This window comes from Ferrimicrobium sp., from assembly GCF_027364955.1.
GTDB lineage: Bacteria > Actinomycetota > Acidimicrobiia > Acidimicrobiales > Acidimicrobiaceae > Ferrimicrobium.
On sequence record NZ_DAHXOI010000021.1, the window covers coordinates 1 to 17,709 of the forward strand.

Sequence of the window (17,709 nt, forward strand, 5' to 3'; positions counted from 1 at the left end):
TCTACTATGCTCGAAGGCAGTCAGGAAATTACCTGATTGACAACTAACCGAGTCTCTGTAAAACCCGGGGCGGTTCAGACGACCTCGCAACAGCTATCACCATTGCGTTGGAACGATATGGTTGGCCCGAAGCGGTTCGGGGTGTCAAGGAGTTCTGCATCGAGTTTGAAGCAGCTGATGATGAGTACAGAAAGCAGATGATCGCCCCTGAACCACACAGCACGGGCAATAAGGCATTTGACGCGATGCTGGCAGGCTTAGCCGAACATCTTGCTTTCCACCATGAGTTACGTATTCCCACATGGGCGCTGGACTCAAAGCGATCAGTAGAGGACGAGTGGTGGTTTGCCACCGACTCTCCCGGCTTGCGCCCGCTGTGTTTCATGGATACGCCAGCGGCATTTGCAAGCCGGGGAGTGTTTCTTCCCCGATCGGCGCTAGCGCATGTATGAAGAAATATATTTCGATCCAGAGGAAGTTTTAGAACTTCTTCACGCACTATCTGACGGACTTCAATCACGTGGCACTAAGGCCGAACTATTCTTCGTTGGCGGCTCCGCAATGAGTTTGTGTTATTCACCACGGCGTCTAACCCGTGACCTCGATGCTATTTTCGAACCAAAAACAGTCGTCTACGAGGTGGCGAGGGATATCGCCATAGCCAGAGGTATTCCAGAGTCATGGTTGAATGATGGCGTCAAAGGATTCCTGCCGGGCAATGATCAAGATGCTAAAGTGCTGTTTGAAACTGAATGGTTAACCGTTCGTGTTGCATCGCCTAGGTACATGTTTCTCCTGAAGGCGTTCGCCAGCAGGCTGGGAGCGGACGAGGATGACTTAAGGGTTCTATGGCCACTTACCGGATTTAAGGACGTTCCGGAGGCTCTCGAAGCACTTGAGAAGGCGTACCCCCATGTAGAGCTACCGCCACGTGCAAAGCTCCTACTATAGGAGTTATTCAGTCCTCCAAATCCTCGCTTCCCAGCACCATGATTGGTTTCCTGTCACTAGCACACTGAAAGTGCACTTCGTTCTAGTTTCATAGAGCACAGTGTTATAAGGGGCACTTTGCGGTTCAAAGCCCGATCGTAGCACCACCCTGTGCAGCCGCAGCGACGGCATAATAATTCTCGTAGACCCGCTGCGCTTGGAGTTGTGCCTCATCCGGATCGATCGGCCCCTCCGTGAAGCGTCCTGGCGACAGAGAGATTACATACGGGGAAGGATCCTCGCTCAGACTCTCCAGCACAAGATCAGCGATACCTGCTGAACCAGACACCCCATGCGCATTACACCCCGCAGCCATCACATAACCGTGTAGCCCTGGAACTCGACCGATCACAAAACGTCCGTCTGGCGTGAAGGCCGGAAAGCCACCGACCGTACTGCGTACACCGGCCTCACTCACCCCAGCAAACAGAGTCGTGAGTGAGCTAGCGAATTCACCCATCACCTCCCAATCCGCCTCGGGGTTCATCCGAGATCCCCCATCTACCCCGTTGGGGCTCATACTCAAAGCCTGGGCCTCCCAACCGCCACAGAGCAGCCCATCGAGTTCCGGACGAATATAGATCCGCTCGTCAGGAACCCTGAGAACCGGAACGCCAGCTTCATAACCTGTGGTCGAGCCGGTGATGAAGTACTCATGTCGTACAGGAACGATCGGCAGCTCGAGTCCGACCATACGCGCCACCCAACCCGCCCATGGGCCTGCCGCGTTGATGACCAGCTCAGTCGCGAACTCGCCATCCGGAGTGATGACTGAGCACACAGCTCCGTCACGCACGCCAAAACCCATGACCTCACAGTTGGTCACGAACCGGACACCGAGTTGGCGTGCACCCGCCACATAGCTCATCGCCAATGAATTCGGTTGCAGGTAGCCATCCGTTGGACACCACAGCGCGGCCAACACCACCTCGGGTTTTGCCAAGGGTATCATCTCCGAGACCTCGCCAACGCTTAGTCGGTGTACCTCTAAGCCAGCAACACTGGCCACCCGAGCCATCTGATCGAACTCTACGACCCTCTCGGGCGTCAGGGCGAGCCGTAGGCTGCCACTCTGCACCCAGTCCGGGGTCACTCCAGTCTTCTCCTCAAGACTCTGGAACATCGCCACCGACGCCATCGCGATCTTGGTACGTTCGACATTGGTTCTCACCTGTCCCACCAGGCCTGCAGCTCGACTCGAGGTCTCACCGCAGATCTGCGAACGCTCTAGCACCTGGATATCCCGGTATCCGGCTTGAGCAAAGGCGTAAGCAACGGCGCATCCGATGATCCCGCCACCGACAATAGTGAGGGCGCTATCCCTGGCCAGTTCCAACTCCTATTCCCCTTCTCCAAGAGATTCGACCGAGGAGGAAGTGATAGCCACACTCGCCGTCATCAACAGACCCGCCTAGTCAACCATCTCGCTGCTCGATTCGGCACGGTGATCGGCAACGATTCCATGGGCCTCGTACTTACGCTTTTGCACGGTCTGATAGTAGAGATAACCCAGGACCACGACGACACCGATGACGATGACTCCACCCCATGCATCGACACCAGGGCCGTAGATGGCGGTACGGGGCCAGATAAGGTTGATGCTCATCAGCACTCCATAGAAGAACGCTACCCCATTGACGACCGGGCCCCACTTACCCATCGAGAAGAGACCGTCCTTGTCCTTCTGGTTCATTCCGCGCTTGCCCCGTTTGAACAACAGTGAGCCGGTGACCATGAAGTAGGCGACGTAGACAAAGATAATAGCGACGCTCGTCACGATCGTAAAGATCTGTGGCTTGCCAATATTGACTATCAGAATCAGTGCTGCCACCACACCGGAAATAATGGAAGGCACGATTGGCGAGTTCACCTTCTTCGAGACCCTCGAGAGTACGTTGCCAAAGGGGAGATTATTGTCTCTGGCCATCGAGAAGGTGAGGCGGATGGTGGCCGTTTGGATAGCGAGGGTACAGACAAAGATCGCCACCGCCACGTCTGCCAGCATGATCTTGCCAAGGGTGGTGCCGAGAGCGGCCTCGATGATGTAGGGGAGGCCACCGATACCCAACTTGGCTGGGTTCAGCGTTGGAGAAGCCATGATTGCGAACAGAAGGAGAAGCGCTCCGCCCAGCCCCGAGGCGGCCAGGGCCGTCAGAATCGCCTTTGGACCCTTGCGACGAGGATCCTTTGTCTCCTCGGCTAACGTGCAGGCGGTATCAAATCCATACATGACATAGGCCGGCATGATCACCGCAAGCAGGAGGGCAACACTGCCTCCAAAGATTGAGTAGCCAGGGATGCCGGGGCCAGTCCCTTCTGCATGCAAGACGACGGCTGGGCCTCTCTGAAAGTGGAAAGCCAGAAGCACCACAAAGACCGCTACACCAACCAGTTCGGCGACGACGCCGATGTTGTTGACGATCGACATAATCTGGACACCGGACATATTCAACAGTGTGGTGATCACCAGAACGACAACCCCAAGAAACACGGCGTTCTGGGTCGTGTTCTTGAAGACCTCGAAGCCTGACCAGATCGATGGGAGGACGATCTGCTCGGCGATCGCCACCGCAGCGACCGTCACCACGTCGCCAACGAGCATCACCCAACCGGTCATCCAGGAGGCGATCGCCCCGTTGAGCTGCTTTGACCATTGATAGACCGAACCCGCGATGGGATAACGCGAGGCGAGTTCAGCAAAACAGAAGGCCACCGCCATCTGGCCCACCCAGACGAGCAGCCACATCCAGAACATCCTCGGACCACCGAACGCGTAGCCAAACCCGAACAGCTCGAACATACCGGTGAGAACGGAGATGTAGCTGTACCCTGCCGCAAAGGACGAGAACGTTCCCAGACTCCGGTGTAGATGCTGTTTATAGCCAAAGGACGCCAAATCGTGAGAATCGGCGATGTGTTGTTGATCGGTCATACGGATTATCCCCCTACTCCTACGAACACCTCTGAAGGACCAAGAAGGAAAGGTACCCCCGTTCACCTCACGCTGATCCCCTAGGTGTTGCTCGCTCCATACGCGATGCCACCGATCGTAGCACGAAAACTTATATGGTAAAGACCATTTATGTTAAATCTTTCTCACTTCAGGCTTCATTGTGTAAGTACTCCGACACTAGCTGCGAATTCTCTTCATCTGAGGGTCGACGAGAGGCGCCTCGACGATAAGCGCACCGATCCACTCGCCGAAGATGAAGACCTCGCAGGCCTTCCCTGGCTCCGCCAACTCGACTGGGACATAACCATAGGCGATCGACTTGCCGACGCTATAGCCTACTCCACCTGAGGTCACCCTCCCGATGATAGCTCCCGACATTCGAATCGGTTCATTGCCCAGTGCAACCGACCTCGAGTCCTCGAGCACCAGGCAGACAAGGCGCCGAGAGGACTCCCTCTTGGCGAGTCCCTCGGACCCAAAAAATCCCCCAGGTTTGTCGAGACGGAGGCAAAACTCGAGTCCAGCCTCGATTGGGTCATCATCAGGAGTCACGTCAGAGCCCCATACACGGTAGGCCTTTTCGAGGCGCAGCGAATCGATGGCGCGATAACCCCCCACCATCATTGCATGAGGCTCGCCCGCTTCGACAAGCGTCTCGAAGAGGCTCATCCCATACTCGCTAGTGCAGTACAGCTCCCAGCCCAGCTCACCAACGAAGGTAACCCGTAACGCAAGGACCGGCACATGACCAACGGTGATCTCCTGTGCTCGTAGGTAGGGAAATCCGGCATTCGAAAGGTCAGCATCAGTCAACGGTGCGAGGATCTCCCGCGACTTCGGACCCCAGAGCGCGTAACAGGCGTAGCTACCGGTGACGTCGGTGAGCCTGACACTGCCATCGTCTGGCAGATGGCTTCGCAACCAACTAAAGTCGTGATTCCCGAACGCCGTACCCGTGATCAGGAGAAAGCTTTCACTGGTGAGTTGGGTGATGGTCAGATCCGCCTCAATGCCTCCGTGGGAGTTGAGCAGCTGGGTGTAGGTGATGCGACCAGGCCCCCTGGCCACATCGTTATCGGCGAGGTAATTGAGATACCGCGCAGCACCAGGTCCATCGATGCGTAACTTCGAGAAGGAGGACTCGTCAAAGAGGGTCGCGCTCTCCCTCGTTCCAAGGTGTTCACGAGAGATCGCCGTCGACCAGTTCATGCCAGCCCAACCCTTCGGACGAAGATGCTCAAGGGCGGGATCCTCGTTCGTGGAGTAGTAGTTCACCCGCTCCCAACCAGACTTCTCGCCAAAGACCGCTCCATGCTCTCGATGCCATGAGTAGGCAGGCGAGCGCTTCAGACCCCTCGCTGAGGTGCGCTCGTGGTTGGGATAACGGATGTCATAGTAGGTTTCGTAGTTCTCCCTCGTTCTTGCCAGCGTGTAGTCATAGGATCGCCAGTGACGACCAAACCGTCGAATGTCCATCTCCCATAGGTCAAGACTCGGTTCGCCATCGACGATCCATTCCGCCATCACCTTCCCGATGCCTCCCGCACCGGCGATTCCATGGGCACAGAAGCCCGCCGCAACGAAGAATCCACCGACCTCGGTCTCGCCAAGACAGAACTCATTATCAGGGGTAAAGCCCTCTGGGCCGTTGATGAGCTTTCGAATCTGGAGCTCGGACATGATCGGGACACGCTTAGCTGAATTGGTGGTGATCTCCTCGAATCGATCCCAATCCTCGTCCAAGAGGCGGCCATTGAAGTCACCCGGGATCGAATCGCGCAGGTGCTCATCCAAGAAGGCGGCCCTGGAGTGGCGTTCGTAACCGCCCATGACCAGTCCTCTTGCATCCTCACGGAAATAGACCAGAAGATCGGGGTCTCGCAACGTGGGTAGTCTCACTCGATCATCCTCGGACCGGAATCCGGTCGTCACGAGATACTGGTGCGAGAACGGAATCACGGGTATCCTCACCCCCGCCATCCGCCCTATCTCCGCGGCATACATCCCCGCCGCGTTGACCACCTTGTCCGCCCGGATCACCCCACGATCCGTCTCGACCCCTCGCACCCTTCCCTCCTCGACCAACAGACCTGTTACTCGGGTCTTGGTGTGGATCTGGACTCCGTTCCCTCGTGCAACCCGTGCGAGGGACTGCGTCAACTGCGAAGGGTCAAGGTATCCATCCGTGGGAAGAAAGGTGGCTCCAATCACTCCGTCGCTCGACATGAGGGGAAAGAGCCGGTTCGCCTCAGCGACCGAGATCTCCTCGAGGGGGAGTCCAAAGGTCTGTGCCCAGCCCACCTGACGCTGGAGCTCCTCCTGTCGCTCCTTGGTACAGGCGAGTCGAATACCACCACTCTCGACCCAGCCGGGATCCGTCTCCGGGTCCTTGGCCAGTTCACGGTAGAGCTGGGCCGAGTACATCATCATTTTGGTCAATGTCACCGAGCCTCGTAGCTGACCTACCAACCCTGCCGAGTGAAAGGTCGACCCATTGGTCAGCTCATCACGATCGACGAGCACCACATCTGTCATGCCTAGCTGCGCAAGATGATAGGCGATGCTAGCACCACCAACACCGCCACCGATGATCACAACCCTCGCCGACTCAGGCAAATCCTGCATCTCTCTTCCCTTCTGACTCAGTCAAACACACTTCTCAAGATCATCGATGAGCCATCCTCCCGCCACGAGCGAGAGTTGGTCCATCGAGTGTTGGTAAAGGCCCCTTGCGGCCTCGACCTGATTCAGACCCACTTTGACGGTCCACATTCCGAGGGCCTGCGCAGCCGTGAGCCCCGCCACCGAGTCCTCAAAAACCACCACCCGGCTCGGATCGTCAACCCCGAGGGCGACCAAGGCGATCTCGAACCCCTCGGGATCAGGCTTGCCACGTACGACGTCGTCACCACAGACGACGGTGTGGAAAAGGTGTTCCAATCCCGCACCCATGAGGGCAGCATCAACCTCCTCGTGGACGGCCCCGCTGACAAGAACTATCGGCACCAACTCCCCGATTCGCTTGACAAAAGCGATCGCATCGGGAGTAATGCGAGGGGAGCGGCGAACCTCTTGGCAGTAGCGCTCTACCTTCGCCGCCAGAAGTGATTCGAAGGTCGCTTCCCTGTCGTCGATCACATTCGCCCGTTGCATCAATCGCTCGACAATCTCGGGGTCTGAGAGTCCAACAAGCTCCTCGAAGTACCAGTCTCGCGTGATCGACAGGCAAAGTTGCTCCTCGGCTAGAGCTACAAACAGATCTGCAAGGAGCGGTTCATCCTCTGAGAGTGTCCCGTTGAAATCAAAGACCACCGCCTCCACTGGAGCGCCTAGCAGCACCGAACCCCCCTTGGCATAATGTCTAGACCATTCTAGGCGATCTCTTGGAGGTTGTCAATCAACCTGCGCACCCGGGAGTCTCAACTGGTTCATGCGCGAGACACCCATTGGAGAAGTTTCGAGAACTCCTCCGATTCGAACTCCTCCACCACTCGCTCGTACTTCTCCAGGCCCCACTCGATGAAATCAAACTCTAGCTCCCCCGCACCGTCCTGGATGGAGGCCCAAAGCGTCCATCCATACTTGGCCGCCATTGCCCAGAGACGGGCACGGGCAACCTTGACCTCGTCCTCGACCATCCAGTAGGAGGAGCAGAGCTGAGCGAGCTGCGCCTCGGTGAGATCGGATTCGCTCGCGATATTACCCAGCTCAAAGCTCGCCTCGTTATTGCCGGAGTACTCGTAGTCGATGATACGGATTATCCCCCCTGACTCAATAAAGTTCTCCGCTAAAAGATCGTTGTTACACGGCACCAACGGCTCCGGTGCCACCAATAATGCCTCTTGCAACTTGGTAAAGGCGGGGGCATAACGCAGATAGCCCTTTGGCAACCAGTAGTGATGCTCTTTGACGATATGGAGATATCGGGCCTGGATATCGAACATGTTAAACCTCGACACAAAGGGTCGCGTGCAATGAAGACGGCGTAAACTCTGCGCGATACCCTCCAGGTAGACCCCGCTCTGGATGTCTGCTTTAGAGAGCGTCTTTCCCTCAAGATAGCCAATCACGAGGATGGAGGGCTCTTCACGATGGGCGAGGACTGGAGCACCAACACCAGCTTCAGCTGCGCAGATCGAGTTCGCTCGCTCATTCGCTCGATCGATGGCAAGCAATCCAGCGTTCTTGGCTCCAACGCGCACGACCACCTTGCCCTGCGTTCCGGCGACTAGATAGTTGACATTGGTGAGCCCACCGGAGAGAATCTCCAAACTCATGAACTGACCGACTGAGGCCTGGACCTCAGTCATGTCGAGAACTCGGCGAATCTCATCTGGTACTTCGTTGTTGCAATCTCGATCCATTTTCCCCCGAAATTTTGATAAGATGGATGCACATGGGAACGAACCTAACCGACTTTCCGACGCTCAAACAGGAGTCATCGGTTCCTCCCTACCAACAGATCGAACTCCTGCTCCTTGAGGCTATCTCGAGCGGACAGCTTAAGGGCGGCGACCGTCTGCCAGCCGAGCGAGAGCTCGCCCTGCACTTTGGTGTCTCTCGCATGACGCTCAGGCATGCTCTGGTTCGCCTTGAGAACAGAGGCCTGGTTGTCAAGGTAATCGGCAGGAGCGGAGGAACTTTTGTTCAGGGTCCAAAGATCGCCTGCGATCTGAGTAGAATCGCTGGCTTCACCGAGCAGCTGAAAAACAATGGCCTGCGCCCTGGAGCTCGGGTGCTCGCTGCGGTGGAGCAGCCAGCCGACGACGAACTTGCGAAAACCCTTGAGATCGCCCCTAATACGGGCTGCTACCGCATCGATCGACTCCGCCTTGCGGATGAAAAGCCGGTGGCGATCGAGCAGTCCTGGTTTCCAGCCGAGCGATTTCCGGGCCTTATCGAACACGACCTTCGCGGCTCGCTCTACCTTATTCTTGAAGAGACCTACGGTGAGCGGCCCACCCGTGCTCTCGAGACTCTTGAGTCGGTCCGCCTGAGCAGAGCCCAAGCGGAGCTGCTTGGACTGAGAGGTGCACAACCCGGGCTCCAGATCGAACGGATCGCCTATTCGCTCGGTGGACGGGTTGTCGAGTATGCGCGTGATATCTTTCGAGGAGATCGTACGAAGGTCACACTCTGGAGTGGCTTGGACTCCAACCTCTAAGCAAGTGACTGGCTCATCCAGAACTGGCTCTCTAGAGACTGGCTCTCTAGAGAGGAGTGACGTAGGCTGCATGGACTCCACCATCCACAATAAAGGCCGTAGCGGTGATAAAGGATGCCTCGTCTGAGGCGAGGAAACAGACGGCGTTGGCGATCTCCTCGGGTTCGGCGAAGCGACCTGTGGGAACGTGAATGAGACGACGAGCGGCGCGCTCTGGGTCTTTGGCAAAGAGTTCCTGGAGCAACGGTGTATTCACCGGTCCAGGACACAGCGAATTGACTCTGACTCCACTGCGAGCAAACTGTACACCCAGTTCTCTCGACATCGTGAGAACTCCACCCTTTGAGGCGGTATAGGAGATCTGGGAGGTCGCCGCACCGACAAGGGCCACGAAGGAGGCAGTGTTGATAACCGATCCTCCTCCATGCGCAAGCAGGGTCTCGATGCCATACTTCGAGCACAGGTAGACACTGGTGAGATTGACGTCCTGGACACGACGCCACGCTTGCAGATCCGTCTCAAGGATCGAGTCGTCCTCAGGAGGCGAGATCCCGGCGTTGTTAAAACATACATCCAACGTGCCAAAATGGGCGACCGTTGTCTCGTACATCGCCTTCACCTCCTCCTCAGAGGTAACGTCGGCGCGAATGAAGAGACCGCCGATCTCCGACGCGATCGCGGCGCCCTTTTCCTCATCCAAGTCAACCACCACGACTTTGGCACCCTCAACAGCAAACTTTCGAGCGCTCGCCGCTCCAATTCCACTCGCCGCTCCGGTGATCACCGCGACCTTGTTCTCCAAACGTAACATTCTCTCCCTATCCCCTCTCTTCCTCGATAGCTATGAAGACATTTTTTAGCTCAGTGAAGGCATCCAGTGCATCTGGACCGAGCTCCCTTCCGATCCCTGATCCCTTAAACCCACCAAAGGGCGTCGAGTACCGTACTGACGAATTGGAGTTCACGGAGAGGTTCCCGCTGTCGAGCTGGCGAACGACCCGAAACGCCCTTGACAGATCTCTCGTCCAGACGGATCCGGAGAGTCCATAGATCGAGTCGTTCGCGATTTGGAGCGCCTCAGCCTCACTGTCGAAGGGGACGATGGAGACGACCGGTCCAAAGATCTCCTCGCGACAAGAGGGTGCGGTGGTGTCAGCTCCCGAGAGAACGGTTGGAGCAAAGTAATAACCCTTCGCAGGGACGTTCGGCATCTGGTAAATAACCTCAGCATCGGCGACATACCCCTGCACGCGGGCGAGTTGCTCCGCCGAGATCAGCGGCCCCATCTGTGTGCGATCATCGAGCGGATCACCAACGACGATCGACGCGGTCGCCTCAAGAAAGATGGGCAGAAAATCGTCATAGATCGCTCGATCAACGAGCAATCTCGATCGCGCACAGCAATCCTGTCCGGCGTTGTCAAAGACGGCGAAGGGAGCCGCCTGGGCCGCAGCCTCCACGTCGGCGTCACCGAAGATGATATTGGCGCTTTTGCCGCCCAGTTCAAGCGTCACTCGCTTCATCTGATCGGCACAACCCGCCATGATCTGCTTGCCCACTCGCGTCGACCCCGTGAAGCAGACCTTCTTCACGAGCTCGTTGGTCACCAGCCGCCAACCTGCGCGATCCCCACGTCCCGGCGCTACCTGAAAAACACCTTCGGGGAATCCAACGGCTAGGGCCAGGCGCTCCAGGATGAGCGCGCTCAATGGAGTAGCCTCGGCCGGTTTGAGAACTACGGTATTGCCGGCGGCGAGTGCCGGGGCGAATCCCCACGAAGCGATCAGCATCGGGAAATTCCATGGCACGATCACGCCAACCACACCCAACGGCTCGCGAAACGTGACATCGATTCCTCCAGCGACCGGAATCTGGCGGCCAAAGTGTCGCTCTGGAAACCCAGCAAAATACTCGATCACATCCGCGACGCCGAGCGCCTCACCTCTGGCCGAGGTGATCGGGTGGCCAGCTGATCGCATCTCAGCCTCAGCCAGCTCCTCGCTGTGATCGCGAACCTCGCTCGCAAAAGCGAGCAGAAGCTGTCTCCGATCATGTGGTGTGATCGCCCGCCAGCTTGAATAACTATGGTGGGCTCGGTGGATGAGTTCATCAACCTCTTCGATATCAAGGAACTGCACCGTCGCGCAGACGCTCAAGTCGGCTGGGTTGATGATGTCCTGCGTGGTGCTCATAATCTCTCAAAACTCCTCTGTAACTCCCAATCGGTCACCGCACGCCCGAATGCGTCGAGTTCGACCTGGGCCATGTTGGTGTAGTGCTCAACAACCGCATCGGAGAACGCCGAACGAGCAATGGTTGATCGTGCAAAGAGCTCCATCGCCTCACCAAGACTGGTGGGCATTCGCTCCACATCCGCCACATAGGCGTTCCCTTGCATCGGCGGATCGAGTTCAAGCTCGTTGTCGATTCCATAGAGTACTCCCGCCACCATCGCGCCGATAGCCAGATACGAGTTGACGTCCCCACCTGGCACTCGATTCTCGACCCGCAGCGATTGACCATGACCAACGACACGGAGGGCGCAGGTCCGATTGTCCATTCCCCACGCGATCGCCGTTGGGGCGAAGGATCCCTCGACATAGCGCTTGTAGCTATTGATATTTGGTGCATAGAGCAGTGCAAAATCGCGCATCGTCGCCGACAAACCAGCGATGGCGTGTTCAAACAGAGCCGATGCCCCATGGATTCGTTTGCCATCATCACCTGCGAAGAGTGAACGACCCTCATCATCGGTGGCCGACAGATGGATGTGACACGAGTTGCCCTCACGCTCATTGAACTTGGCCATGAACGACAGACTCATCCCCTCCTGGGCAGCGATCTCCTTCGCACCCAACTTGTAGAGAGCATGTTCATCGGCTTTGGCAAGCGCCTCCGAATAACGGAAAGCGATCTCATGCTGGCCATAGTTGCACTCGCCCTTGACGGACTCCACCACCATGCCAGCAGCCTTCATCTGCCTCCGTATTCGACCAAGAATCGGTTCGACTCGTGATGTCCCGAGTATCGAGTAGTCCACGTTGTATTGGTTTGCCGGGGTAAGACCATGATAGGACTGCGAACGGGCATCCTCAAAACTCTCCTGAAACAGGAGAAACTCAAGCTCGGTACCCACCTGCAGCAACAGACCATGTTCCTGCGCACGAGCCAACTGGGCTTTTAGGATGTTACGAGGACCCTCAACAACGCTCGACCCATCGATCCAGGATAGATCTGCATGACAGAACACCGTCTTGTCGATCCAATGAGTGGGAACGAGTGTGGAGAGATCAGGAGTGAGGACAAAGTCGCCGTACCCCTTTTCCCAGGAGGTGATCTGGTAACCAGGTACGGTATTCATATCCACATCGACACCCAGCAAATAGCTACACCCTTCGGTACCAGCCCGTATGGTCTCATCGAGAAAGAAGTCTGCGTCCAAACGTTTCCCCTGGAGGCGACCCTGCATGTCGGTGATAGCGACGACTACCGTATCGATCTCGCCCAAATCGACGAGGCGTTTGAGATCCTCTAGGTGCATGTCCTCTCCCTTGTCACCATGACCACCTACTCGTTGGGTAGGGCGAAAGCGCTTGGAAGGAGCGAAACCCCCTTTTGTCCGTGAACGATGTACGCTTCGATGCTCACCGCCACCACCCCCTCTAAATGATCTAGACCATAGATTACCCTGTCACGCCTCTACTCGTCAAGCTGCAATATGAAATCATTGATACATTTGGGACCTGGATCATCACTTACTCAAGGCTCACCGTCAACCAGGGTCAAAAGAACGATCCTGACTCGATCGACCAACATTGCGGCAGCGTCAAACCAAATGATCGTTCGGCCAGACGGTACTGCGGTTCGCGCCCACCTTCAATAGCGAACGACTCGACGTGTCAACGCAACTTCTCCGTCGAGGAGGCGTTCTCCACCTTCGTCAGGGTCCAGCGAACCCACAGCTCCAGCGCAGCACGATCCCTCGTATCATTCGGACTCCTTTACTGCTCTTGTTACCATTTCCCAACAAAGACGGCTCAGCAGAGGAGCCTCAGCAAAGGGGAGCTGTTTTGGCTACCTGAAGGACGCAGATGGGAGTCGATGTCGATCACCATGGTAGGAACTCGTTCCTCGCTTGAGCATTGATGACGTTGACGAGCGGCCAACCCACCAAGACCGCTCTCCTTTCTCACCCAGCTTTGACGCTGCGCGCTGACTATATCGCCTCGTTGCATCCACCACCATCGGTGGGTCGACACGACCACACCAAACCCATACAGCTTCGAGCAGCCCGTGACGCCAAATGGTTAGCGCTCTAACCAGTGGGCAGCACCCGACGACTGACGAACAGAGAGTCCTGTGACTCCACAGCACCTTGCAAGAGTCCCGAGCGGGCGGCTTCGTGATCGCCACAATTTTTCAGAGATAGCGCGAACTCGAAACATTGAGACCCCTAGGAGTTTGACGACACAGCATAGAGTCATCGACTCGTGCGGTTAGCGCAAGCGAAGTCGGTCCCTTTCAGGACATCGACGCTACGATCTGGCTGCGCTACGCACAGCAGTGATTGATCTTGAAGTGCTCTATCAGCAGATTGACATCGTGGAAGTCTCCGACAGTTTGGTCAGGCGTGCCGGGGCCTTGGCCGAGATCCATTCCCTACGGGGTTGCGATGCTGTGCACTTAGGGCTGACGCAAAAACAACTTCCCGTTTTTGGGGATCTGGTCACCTGGGGCTAATGGTGTAGTTGCGGTTGGGCTGAGTGTCGTGAGGACGGAGCGATAGATCCTTCATCTCCTTGTCGCTGACCTTGACACCTGTTGGGTAGTTGATCTGGACAAGATGGGCGTCGACCCGGAGCCCGGTCTTGGTTCGGGTGGTGCTGATGTAGTTAAGGACGGTCTCGTAGTCGGTTAGCGGCCTACCCGCCCAGTTCTTGCTTATCTCACTGAATGCCCTATGTTCAATGGGGTTCCACCGCGAGGCGCCGCTCGGGTAGTGGCTAACAGTGACGGTGAGGCTATAGGGGTCGCAGACGCGGTGTTGAAGGCCATATTTCCAGGCTCTACATCGTGCACCGTTGCTGTGCCCCGGAGTCGGCCAATACGAGCAGCTCAGTGGCCTCCGGATAGCGACGGCGACCGTGGCAGACCCACCACCTGGCCAGGTTGTCGACAGCGAAGTCAGGAGTGTCGTGGGTTGCGCCAACCGAGACGCAGGCTTCATTCGCGTCGATGTCGTAGACACCGTAGGGCAGTGCGACGCCTGTGGCGTCAGAGAGAAAGTCGTGGTCGAGCACTGCTACGGGTTCCCTTACCCAGGTAGTCCCGGCGTTCTTGAACTCACCAACCAGTTCTCGGTGCTTGGCATCTATGCTCACAACTGGCAGTCCAGCTTGGCTAAAGTTCTCGCGCATGGCTGCGATGTAGGCGAACTGGACGTCGCGGCCAGGGTCCTTTTGGCGGTTGAGCTTCTTTGCGTTCACTCTGAGCCTATAGCCGAGTTCCTTCAAGAGCTTGGCGACGGTGTTGGGGCAGACCTCGATGCCACCAGAGGCGAGCTCGTCTGCGACCTTCTCGGTGGTACGCCTGGTCCACAAGATGCCACTCACCGGGTCGCCGGCGGTGTCATGTTTCATCAAAGTGTGGATCGCCTCGATTATCTCGGGGATGCTTTTTTTGCCGAAGGCCGCCCTCCACCGGCCCGTCGCACCCGCCCCGGAGAGATGTCACCAGAGAGCAGCTCTTGGCGACCCCGAGCTACGGCACCTGGGTCGATGCCCAGGAGTTCTGCGACCTGGGTGTCTCCACCATGTCCGACTTTCATAGCCTCAAGGCCAGCGTAAAGGCGCCGCTGTTGTTCGTCTAAGAGGCTAGAAAACCCTACGATCGCAGCTTTTAGCTCGTCTGGCACGACACGCAAGCCTGCACCGAGCCCAAGGGCTCCCGCCTTGGCATCGTAGATGGCCCGAGCCTGGAGCTGGGCCCTACGTGTGGGGACATCTGTGGATAGGTAGATAAAGCGCCCGGCGACCTTCTCCCGTGTGAGGCGTCCCTCTCGCACCAACAATACCAGGGCGTCCTTGGTGCCCACCTGCAGTACAGCCTCGGCCTCTGTGACGTCATAGCCGGCCTCTGCGGCCCCCACGAGCTCTTCGAGTGTAGCGACGAGCGTGCCGAAACGGCTAAAGAAGACCTGACGGAATGACCACAGTCCAAGTGCGTCGAAGTGAGCGAGCTCGTCCAGGGTGTAGTAGCGCCCGCGGTGCGAATAACTCGTATGGTATCCGAGTCCAGCCAGTTTTCGGAACACCGTGACATCGGCAGCTGACCCGAGAGCCTCCTTCAACTCGTCCATGGTGGCGATCTTGCGTTGTTGCAAAAGGCGTCTCAGGTCGTCGGCGTGGTACCGCTCTGGCCTCATTCTGATAGAGTTCCGCTTCGCATAGCTGAACCCTTTCATAACCTAACCATACTTGTCAATAACCACTCCAACATTACCCGCAAGAAACTCCCTGGTATACTGGGATTTCAATCATTTGCCGAGTTCAGCACCACTCCCAACGTTTCGATAATGATGATAGACATGCACTCAGTACCTGGAAGTTATTCTTGCGTCGACCCTTAGCTGCTGGGGAGATGCTCGGCGGACAAGACACGTTGTGTTCGTAGCTGGTGACGGGCAGTTGTACGAGGCAGCCAAGAGCCTCGGATTAGCCGCCGCCCGCACGTAAAGTCAACAACTACTCGAAGCGATATGGCCTGGTTCATGATACTCCATCCGTCGTAAGAGTGAGAGTCTCCAGTTAACCCGGAGTGATCCGGTCTTGTGACTCAGCATTCGCTTTACCAGGCAAAGTTTTCTGGTGCCTCGCGAGTTGTTCGTGCTTGCTGGCTTACAAACTAGAACCTCAGGACGGTTTGGGGTGTTAGGCATGTCTTAGATAGTCAACCTCAAACTCATGTAACAATTTGGCGGACCTTTTCGCCAAAAGCGCTGGCAGTGATGGGTGGCGCAGAATGCATACCTGGGTCACAGGTTCTCAAGCTCCAGACGCAGGGTCTCTACCGTCCACGTCGGAAGTCCGCATCCGAGAAAGTCACCGTTGCGAGTAAGGATGCCAGCATCCATGGTCATGGCTAGCGCCACAGGTGCCCAATCCTTTGGATCTTGTGGCACTCGCCGAAGTGCAAGTTCCTTTTTCTCCTCGTAGGCAGAAGAAGGAATGATTTCAATGGTGCGGCTGGTGAAGAGTTCATCAACGTCGCTTAACAGCAGGTCGACTTGTGCTTGGCTCAAATGACCATGCTCCACAATCTTCTTGGCCCGTTTCGGTAGTTCGTGTTGAGTCTCTTCCCATTGGTCTTGAGCGATGACGCTGCGTAACTCCGGATGGCGGAACAAATCGCGTCCTCGTTTGCGGAGCAGCTCCGCAGCGAGCACGCTCGTATCGACCACCACAATCATTCAGGCAACTGTCGCCGGAGGTCGAACAGCTGCGCCAGCTCCTCTTCGGACATACCCGTGTCTTCGAGGACCTTCTCTACTGTGACGCCCAACTTGGCAATAGCACGACGCACTTCGTCTTGATCACGTTCGAGCGGGATATAAAACCCAATCACCTGACCGTGCTTGTTCACGGCAACCGGATCGGAGCCGGAAAGGTAGGTGCTTGCATTGTTGCGAAATTCACGAACGCCGACGCTTTTGAGTTTGCCCATTGTGTCTCCTTTGTGTACACAGTATAGCGCTTTATGGGCTGACCGTCAATGGCCCGGTCTGATTCGATGTGCTGATGCCCAACTAAGTGGGATGGTACCGCATGACCGGCGCCGCCAAAGCTCTATCCCATAACGTTGGCCCGGCCGACATTGCCAGCCTCAGGCAGCTGTGGGGCTACTTTGGGAAGCGGTAGCCGGCTGTCGGTTCGAGGGCCGGCCGTTGGCGGCGGCGTGGTCGAGAGTGCCCCGCCTTGATAACCCGGTGGCGTCGGGCTAGCTGGCGACGACGGTGTTGCGTGAGCACCGCGGTGACGTTCATGTCCTAGCCGCGGTGGCCCCCGGGCTGTGAGGGCTCGATGCCACGCTCACCCTTGTGGCTACCGGGACCATCACCCGGGAGATCATACAGCCGAGGCACGGGTGGCGCGACGACGTTTGAGAACAATCGCGGCGCCGACTCCAGGCCAGAGGCATCCTCGATAGGCACGGTCGGCTCACCAAAGCGGGCGGCATGCTGCGCCATGAGATCGAGGACCTCACCGATCGTCTGGCGGCCGCACCAGTCGAAAGCCTCGGGGAGACCGGCGTGGAGCGCGCGATCGCCCTGTCCGAGAGCCTAAATGGCCTGTACAGGGCCGAGCTCATCAAGGCAGTAGGGGTTCAAGACGACGAGATCGCCGTCGAATGGGAGACCTATAAATGTGTGGAGTGGTACAACACCATCACACGGGCCTTGGGCTCATGACGCCCACTGATGTTCACGAAGGCTACGCCGAGGTGATCACCGAACGAAGAGCCGAGGTGTTACGTGACGCCTATGAAACCCACCCCGAGCGCTTTGTGAGAAAGATTCCAACCCCACCCACCCTCAATACCGAGG

At 57.1% G+C, this 17,709-nt stretch carries 18 protein-coding genes; 5 read left to right on the top strand and 13 right to left on the bottom strand.

Annotated features, from left to right (window positions below):
• Nucleotides 1-107 precede the first annotated feature (107 nt).
• Nucleotides 108-452 carry a hypothetical protein gene (locus M7Q83_RS11210; protein ID WP_298338665.1) on the top strand — a complete coding sequence of 115 codons (345 nt, stop codon included), beginning with the start codon at nt 108-110 and terminating at the stop codon, nt 450-452.
• On the top strand, nt 445-951 hold the full coding sequence (locus tag M7Q83_RS11215) for a DUF6036 family nucleotidyltransferase (protein WP_298338668.1): 507 nt from the start codon (nt 445-447) through the stop codon (nt 949-951). The genes M7Q83_RS11210 and M7Q83_RS11215 overlap by 8 nt, the downstream gene beginning before the upstream one ends.
• A gap of 124 nt (nt 952-1,075) precedes the next feature.
• Here M7Q83_RS11215 and M7Q83_RS11220 read toward each other — a convergent pair whose 3' ends face one another.
• The 5 genes from M7Q83_RS11220 to M7Q83_RS11240 all read right to left on the bottom strand — a co-directional run bounded on the left by M7Q83_RS11220 (nt 1,076) and on the right by M7Q83_RS11240 (nt 8,307).
• Entirely contained in the window at nt 1,076-2,326 is a 1,251-nt protein-coding gene (locus M7Q83_RS11220; RefSeq protein ID WP_298338673.1) for an FAD-dependent oxidoreductase, read from the bottom strand.
• Between the two features lie 75 nt (nt 2,327-2,401).
• On the bottom strand, nt 2,402-3,922 hold the full coding sequence (locus M7Q83_RS11225; protein WP_298338676.1) for an amino acid permease: 1,521 nt from the start codon (nt 3,920-3,922) through the stop codon (nt 2,402-2,404).
• Nucleotides 3,923-4,120: 198 nt separating this feature from the next.
• Entirely contained in the window at nt 4,121-6,568 is a 2,448-nt protein-coding gene (locus M7Q83_RS11230) for an FAD-dependent oxidoreductase (RefSeq protein ID WP_298338679.1), read from the bottom strand.
• 21 nt (nt 6,569-6,589) lie between these two features.
• Complete coding sequence (locus M7Q83_RS11235; RefSeq protein WP_298338681.1) at nt 6,590-7,282, bottom strand: HAD family phosphatase; 693 nt, start codon at nt 7,280-7,282, stop codon at nt 6,590-6,592.
• Between the two features lie 89 nt (nt 7,283-7,371).
• The gene (locus M7Q83_RS11240) at nt 7,372-8,307 is read right to left on the bottom strand and encodes a choline kinase family protein (protein ID WP_298338684.1); all 936 of its coding nucleotides are present in this window, start codon (nt 8,305-8,307) and stop codon (nt 7,372-7,374) included.
• Nucleotides 8,308-8,339: 32 nt separating this feature from the next.
• Between M7Q83_RS11240 and M7Q83_RS11245 the strand changes: the two genes are divergently transcribed.
• Entirely contained in the window at nt 8,340-9,107 is a 768-nt protein-coding gene (locus M7Q83_RS11245) for a GntR family transcriptional regulator (protein WP_298338687.1), read from the top strand.
• A 46-nt stretch (nt 9,108-9,153) separates the two neighbouring features.
• Here M7Q83_RS11245 and M7Q83_RS11250 read toward each other — a convergent pair whose 3' ends face one another.
• From M7Q83_RS11250 to M7Q83_RS11260, 3 genes are read right to left on the bottom strand one after another with little or no spacing between them, the layout of a single operon-like run.
• Nucleotides 9,154-9,918 carry a 3-oxoacyl-ACP reductase gene (locus M7Q83_RS11250; protein WP_298338690.1) on the bottom strand — a complete coding sequence of 255 codons (765 nt, stop codon included), beginning with the start codon at nt 9,916-9,918 and terminating at the stop codon, nt 9,154-9,156.
• 7 nt (nt 9,919-9,925) lie between these two features.
• Complete coding sequence (locus M7Q83_RS11255) at nt 9,926-11,299, bottom strand: aldehyde dehydrogenase family protein (protein WP_298338693.1); 1,374 nt, start codon at nt 11,297-11,299, stop codon at nt 9,926-9,928.
• Nucleotides 11,296-12,648 (bottom strand): glutamine synthetase family protein, encoded by a 1,353-nt coding sequence (locus M7Q83_RS11260; RefSeq protein WP_298338696.1) that lies wholly within the window; start codon nt 12,646-12,648, stop codon nt 11,296-11,298. Before M7Q83_RS11260 ends, M7Q83_RS11255 begins: the two co-directional genes overlap by 4 nt.
• Before the next feature lie 1,022 nt (nt 12,649-13,670).
• Here M7Q83_RS11260 and M7Q83_RS11265 point away from each other — a divergent pair.
• Nucleotides 13,671-13,847: a hypothetical protein gene (locus M7Q83_RS11265; protein ID WP_298338699.1), complete on the top strand. Its 177-nt coding sequence runs from the start codon at nt 13,671-13,673 to the stop codon at nt 13,845-13,847.
• Here M7Q83_RS11265 and M7Q83_RS14325 read toward each other — a convergent pair.
• The 5 genes from M7Q83_RS14325 to M7Q83_RS11285 form a co-directional block, all read right to left on the bottom strand.
• Complete coding sequence (locus tag M7Q83_RS14325) at nt 13,834-14,286, bottom strand: hypothetical protein (RefSeq protein WP_366526407.1); 453 nt, start codon at nt 14,284-14,286, stop codon at nt 13,834-13,836. The genes M7Q83_RS11265 and M7Q83_RS14325 overlap by 14 nt on opposite strands.
• Nucleotides 14,174-14,746, bottom strand: coding sequence for an ISAzo13 family transposase (locus M7Q83_RS11270; RefSeq protein ID WP_298338702.1), 573 nt, complete (start codon nt 14,744-14,746; stop codon nt 14,174-14,176). The genes M7Q83_RS14325 and M7Q83_RS11270 overlap by 113 nt, the downstream gene beginning before the upstream one ends.
• A 20-nt stretch (nt 14,747-14,766) precedes the next feature.
• Nucleotides 14,767-15,531, bottom strand: a complete 765-nt coding sequence (locus M7Q83_RS11275; protein WP_298338705.1) for a hypothetical protein — start codon at nt 15,529-15,531, stop codon at nt 14,767-14,769.
• Between the two features lie 609 nt (nt 15,532-16,140).
• Nucleotides 16,141-16,575, bottom strand: a complete 435-nt coding sequence (locus M7Q83_RS11280; RefSeq protein ID WP_298338708.1) for a PIN domain-containing protein — start codon at nt 16,573-16,575, stop codon at nt 16,141-16,143.
• Nucleotides 16,572-16,829, bottom strand: coding sequence for a hypothetical protein (locus M7Q83_RS11285; protein WP_035391934.1), 258 nt, complete (start codon nt 16,827-16,829; stop codon nt 16,572-16,574). The genes M7Q83_RS11280 and M7Q83_RS11285 overlap by 4 nt, the downstream gene beginning before the upstream one ends.
• Nucleotides 16,830-17,340: 511 nt before the next feature.
• Here M7Q83_RS11285 and M7Q83_RS11290 point away from each other — a divergent pair.
• Nucleotides 17,341-17,574, top strand: a complete 234-nt coding sequence (locus tag M7Q83_RS11290) for a hypothetical protein (protein WP_298338723.1) — start codon at nt 17,341-17,343, stop codon at nt 17,572-17,574.
• Nucleotides 17,575-17,709: the final 135 nt, after the last annotated feature.